Below are 5,164 nucleotides of genomic sequence, written 5' to 3' on the forward strand. Positions count from 1 at the left end.
CGCTTGTGCTGGGTCTCCGAGCTGGTCTGCATCATCGACACGAACATGCCGTTGATCTTCCCGGTCGGGTCGTTGCGCGGCATGAACGGATAGTCGATGCCGTCGAAGGTGAAGCTGTCGCGCTTCTCGAACTTCGTCACCAGCTCGTTGGTCTTATAGTTGTAGATCCAGATCCGGCTGATCGCCCCGGACTTCTGGCCGGGTGCCGGGTCATAGTTGGTGTTCATCACCAGCTCGTGCTCGACCCGGTACCAGACACCCCGGCTCAGATCGTCCCTGCGCGGGTCGTTGGCGTGCATCTCGTTGAGCGTGCGCGAGCGCTTGCAGGTCACCGGCAGGAAGTCGTCGCGGAAGTGGTTGAGGATGCGGCCTGAACCCGTGGTCTCGTTGCTGCTTCCGCTGAAGGTGATGCGGGTCGAGAACCGGTTGCCGCGGTTGATCTGTCGGTTCGTGCCCTCGCACAGATGGTCGTTGGGCGGCAAGTAGCCGTCCGGCGAACTGGCGAAGCCCGGGAACTTGGCATTCAGGCCGGTGCGCAGGTCGTAGTTGGTCGAGAGCATCAGCCGGTAGGACAGGCAGGCCTTGTTGCCGACCTTGAGGTTTACCAGGGAAGCCGGGCTGGGCGAGTTCTTGTCCAGGATCATCCAGCCCGAGTGATGGCCCAGGCTGTTGGGCGCGATGGTCGAGTGCGAGGGGATGCCCAGGCAGATCGCGGTCGTCGTGCCGTCCACGATGCACTGCGAAAGGTTCTTCCGCCCGAGCTGCGTGCTGTTGCCCCAGCTCGAGTTGGCACCAGGCATCCAGGCCCCGCGATCCAGCCGCCCATAGCCGGTGCTCGTGTTGGTGCCGAAGATCGCCGTCCAGTGCTTGGCGAAGTCTGTCTGGTTGACGATCTTGCCGGCCGCATCCAGGCGGTAGTCCAGCGACAGCATGTTCCCGGACCAGCGGCGCTTGTCGGCCGGCAGCTGCGCCATGACCTGGCTGACCGAGGGCGCTGCCGTATGCCAGAACAGATTGCTCGAGGTGTATTGCCCGCCGCAGCGGGTTGCTGCCTGGGCGGCGGCTACAGTGCTAAGTGCTAACACTGGGCCAAGCACCATCGTTGCCAGGAAGCGCCTGAACATCGTCAACTCCACAAGATGATCCTGAGCTTTATGCCGGCTTAAGGTATAAAAAGTCGGGGCGCAACATGATCAAAGCAGTGATATGAAAGTATCTCAAAAATTACACATATCCCACAAGAAGCCGCACCAATTTGGTTGATCATGCAAATACTACATAATAAAAATGGAGATATTTAGCACAGAGGCGGCTTTGATTGTTTATGATGAACTGTCCGCAGCTTTGACAGTACCGGTCTCACAGAACAGCCGTCCCAGGTGATAAAGAATAAGCCATCCGAGACATGTTTTATTATCTAGATCTGCTGCCTTGCTGGAGCCTTGCCCAGGAAGGCATTGTAGGCCGATTTACATGGATTGTTCTAGATCATCCAAGACGGCATCCTGAGCAGGTAAAGATCCTAACGAGAAGCCTCCTCTATTTTTGTGCGCATCTGCTGCCCGTATGGTGCTCAGGCCTTCCGTCGGCTGATTGTCAGACCGCCAGGCGACATCAAGCGCCTGTCCTTCGATCCTCGCGTCCATGCTATCTCGCACCCTGTTGGTGGACTGCTCCAAAATCCATCCTCGGGTGCGGCTAGAAGCCACTTGATCATGTTCATCTCAACAGTGAACATCCAAGGTGTGGTTCTGCCACTCGCTGACCGGCGACAGCCGAGTTGCGTGGTGCCGGTCTCTTGACGAGTCGAAGCCGTTCACGAGGATATCGATGAAGGCCCGCTGGCTGCTCTTCTTGTGCGTGTTCTGGTTGGGCATGGTCATGCCTGAGCCGGCCGCCATGGCAGCTACAGCGCAAGAGAGCTTGGTGGAGCAGGGCCGACGGCTGTTCTTCCAGGAGACATTCGCCGGCAATGGCCGCACCTGCGGCACCTGTCATCCGGCGAGCAACGACTACACGCTGGATCCTGCCTTCATCGCACGGCTGCCGGCCAGGGATCCACTGTTCGTCGCCGCGTTCGATCCGAGGCTTCGTTCGCTCGAGCACCCGACGCTGCTGCGCAAGCTGGCCCTTGTCATGGTCAACGCCGACGGTTTCACCAGGCCGGCGGTGCCACGCGCGGTGCCGCACCTCTTGGCGCTGGGGCGATCGATCCAGGTCGAGCCCGGTTCACTGATACGCCCAGGCCGCACCAGTGATCTTGCCGCGGCCACCGGTTGGTCCGGTGATGGCGCACCAGGGCGCGGCTCACTGCGTGAGTTTGCCCTGGGCTCGGTCCGGCAACACTTCACCCGTTCAATGGCGCGTGTCGCAGGCAAGGACTTCAGGCTGCCATCCTCGACCGAGCTTCGTGCGCTGGAAGCCTTCATGCGTTCGCTTGGCCGTCGCGATGAACTGGACATCGCCAACGGCAGTGGCGTGACCTTCCGCGCTCCTCTTGTTGAACGGGGTCGTGCCTTGTTCAACAACGAGGTGTCAGGCCCCTGCTCTTTTTGTCATCGGAACGCCACGGCGCTCAACGAAGGTGGTTTCAACGGGATGTTCGATATCGGGGTGGCGCAGCGTGCAGATGCGCCGGCGCACAAGCTGGATCCCCTTATCGCTGGTGACGGTGGTTTCGGGGTATCACCTGTGATCAGGGTGGCCGGTCGTACCGGCTATGGCAACGGACGCATGAACACCCCGTCGTTGATCGAGGCCGCGGACACGCCCCCCTTCTTCCACGACAACGCCGCCAGCACGATCGAAGCAGCCGTGGAGTTCTATACAACCAAGACCTTCGCAGATTCCCCTGAGGGACAGGCTCTCCCGATCATCAGGCTCTCCAAGGATGATGTGCTGGCCATTGCTGCCCTGCTCCGCACACTGAACGCCCTGGAGAACATCCGCAGCTCGAGCACGTTCGCCACGCAGGCAGTCGGCAAGCCGGCCGCCATTGCTCGCTCCCTGCTCCGACTTGGCCTTGGCGATGCCACGGAGGCAGTGGCCGTGCTCAGCAAGGGTCCACGCCGCCTGTATGCCGATCAGGTCTTCCTGATCGAGAGGGCCCTGAAGCTCCTGCGTTCTGCAGTCCGGGTTCCTTCCGCAGCAGGCCGGGATCACCTGCTGGCCAAGGCGGTCGAGCTTCAGACACGCGCAGGTAAGGCCATGCTGCTCGAGCCAGGTCTGGCCCAGGATGGCCACTCGCTGCGTACCATGCGGTCAGTTGCCGGTGGTGAACGTCGCGGTTGAGGCGGTGGCTCCGTTGCCGGCCAGATCCTTCACGCCACTGGTCACCACCACCTCGTAGACCGTGCCTTTGGCGAACGGCGTGGCCGGCCGGAAGTTCACCGTGTTGAGCTGATAGCTGTAGTAGCCGGGCACAAGCGCGCCAGTGCTCTTGACGCGGATCGGCAGCGTTGCTGGCGAGATGGTCCAGGGCTTCAGATTGTCGGTGAAGGAAAGCCCGACGCCGCCCGTGGTCTTCACGCCCGTGACCCCCGACCGTGGATTGCGCCCGTTGACTGTCGGTCGGGTCGTGTCCTTGGCGGCCTGATGACACAGGACCATGCTGCCCGGCGTCGTGTGGTGATCGTTGCCGACGAACACAGTGTTCCCCAGCGGCGTGACGAAGTCGTTATCGGCACCCTGGATGCCGATTGCCCAGTAGGGCGGCGACGTCGGCGCGAGCTTGGCGAAGTCCGAGATCCTGATCTTCTGGTAGCAGATCGACAGGCCGACATGGGCGTAACCGTCCTGGATGGCAGCATACCCGCCACTGGAGCATTGGCCCGCCGTCTCCTTCTTCTGCGTCAGGGCCAGCGTCAACGGGTCGATGTCGTAGTAGGCGAGACCTGCGGGCAGCGTTCCCCCCTGTGCCTTTGTCGCCGCGTAGAGGCGGTTGCCGTTCAGCGTCCAGGCATAGGAGTTGCGGATCGGTGGCGACGAGGTGATGCCATACTGGCGGATCTTGACCAGGTTCACAGGGTCGCTCAGGTCGACAACCGTGACCCCGTAATTGTCCTGAACGGCTGACGCAAAGCCGACATTGCCCCGCACCCAGAACTGGTTGACGCGGTGGCCGAACCAGCTCGTGTCATAGCGCTTGACCCAGCTGATGGATGCAGGATTGGCCGGATCGGTGAAGCGATAGATGTTCAGGCCATTGCCGGCCTGCGCCACATAGAGGTACGGCGCGGCCAGTGCCGTGAACCAGACGGCACCATTGTCATAGTCATAGGTCGCCGCATCGAACGAGCCAGCGCAGGTGCCGGCACATATGGCCGCTGAACCGGCACCACCGTTGGACGGGCCGGTGATGCCGTAGGTGGTGACAAGCTTGGGGCTGGCGATGCTGTCCAGATCGTAGACCGAGAAGCCCGGAGTCGCCTGCAGCACCCAGGTGCGCCAGTCGTTCGCGACCATGTTGGTGACGGGCGTGCTATGCGCCTCACGGAGCTGCGATGCCGGCAGGTGCTTCTTCAGCGATGGAGCGCTCCATGTCGCAGGCTGGTCCCAGCTCCAGAAGCTGAGGCCGCCATCGCCTTTGCCGCTGTCCATCGACCAGACCAGCATCATGTAGTTCTGGTCGACACCAGCGGCGTTCTTGCCGCGCACGAAGGCTGCCATGTCATGGCCGCGGCCGATCGTGTTGGTAGGATAGTTCTTGTAGTCGGTGACCAGCAGCTTAGCACCTGGCGTGCAGGTGGCGTTGAGCAGGTCCTGCGCGAAACTGCGGCCAGTGCTAATGGCCAGAACTCCCATGGCCAGCATGCCGCTGAGAACGGCACCGTGGCTTACAAGGTGGAGGGGTCTGGGCATGGCTTGCCTCGCAAACGACGCCAATGGTGGCTTCTAGGCGTCAGACCTTCTCTCCGGCCTGCCGCAGCGCCAGGCCGAACCTGCCAGTCGCCATGCTGCTGCTGCCAGCGAGCAGCCTGCATCTGGCCAAACAGGGTGCACGTCAGCAAGGAAACCTCTTGAGCTGTCCTCTTAACCTCCTTGTCTGACAAATTGCTCAACGGTTTCCCATGGTCGTCGACCCTGGTTGCGGTAGCCCAGGTGCGGTCGCTCATGGTTGTAGTGGTGCAGCCAGGCATCCAGATCGGCCTGCAGGGCTTCCACG

The 5,164-nt window shown here is 61.7% G+C and carries 3 protein-coding genes and 1 pseudogene; 1 reads left to right on the forward strand and 3 read right to left on the reverse strand.

Annotation, left to right across the window (positions count from 1 at the left end; genetic code table 11):
- Positions 1-1,124 (reverse strand): hypothetical protein (locus VHL31_RS04645; protein WP_329660038.1); only part of this gene is annotated, 1,124 nt, incomplete at its 3' end.
- Between the two features lie 706 nt (positions 1,125-1,830).
- On the opposite strand from VHL31_RS04645, the gene VHL31_RS04650 reads away from it, so the two are divergent.
- Positions 1,831-3,291 (forward strand): hypothetical protein, encoded by a 1,461-nt coding sequence (locus tag VHL31_RS04650; protein WP_329660039.1) that lies wholly within the window; start codon positions 1,831-1,833, stop codon positions 3,289-3,291.
- Here VHL31_RS04650 and VHL31_RS04655 read toward each other — a convergent pair.
- Together VHL31_RS04655 and VHL31_RS04660 are read right to left on the reverse strand one after the other, a co-directional pair.
- Positions 3,262-4,860, reverse strand: a complete 1,599-nt coding sequence (locus tag VHL31_RS04655) for an Ig-like domain-containing protein (protein WP_329660040.1) — start codon at positions 4,858-4,860, stop codon at positions 3,262-3,264. The genes VHL31_RS04650 and VHL31_RS04655 overlap by 30 nt on opposite strands.
- 171 nt (positions 4,861-5,031) lie before the next feature.
- Positions 5,032-5,164: pseudogene (locus VHL31_RS04660) on the reverse strand (IS481 family transposase); the annotation flags it as partial.

It is taken from the genome of Geminicoccus sp. (genome assembly GCF_036263595.1).
In the GTDB taxonomy this organism is placed as follows: Bacteria; Pseudomonadota; Alphaproteobacteria; order Geminicoccales; family Geminicoccaceae; genus Geminicoccus.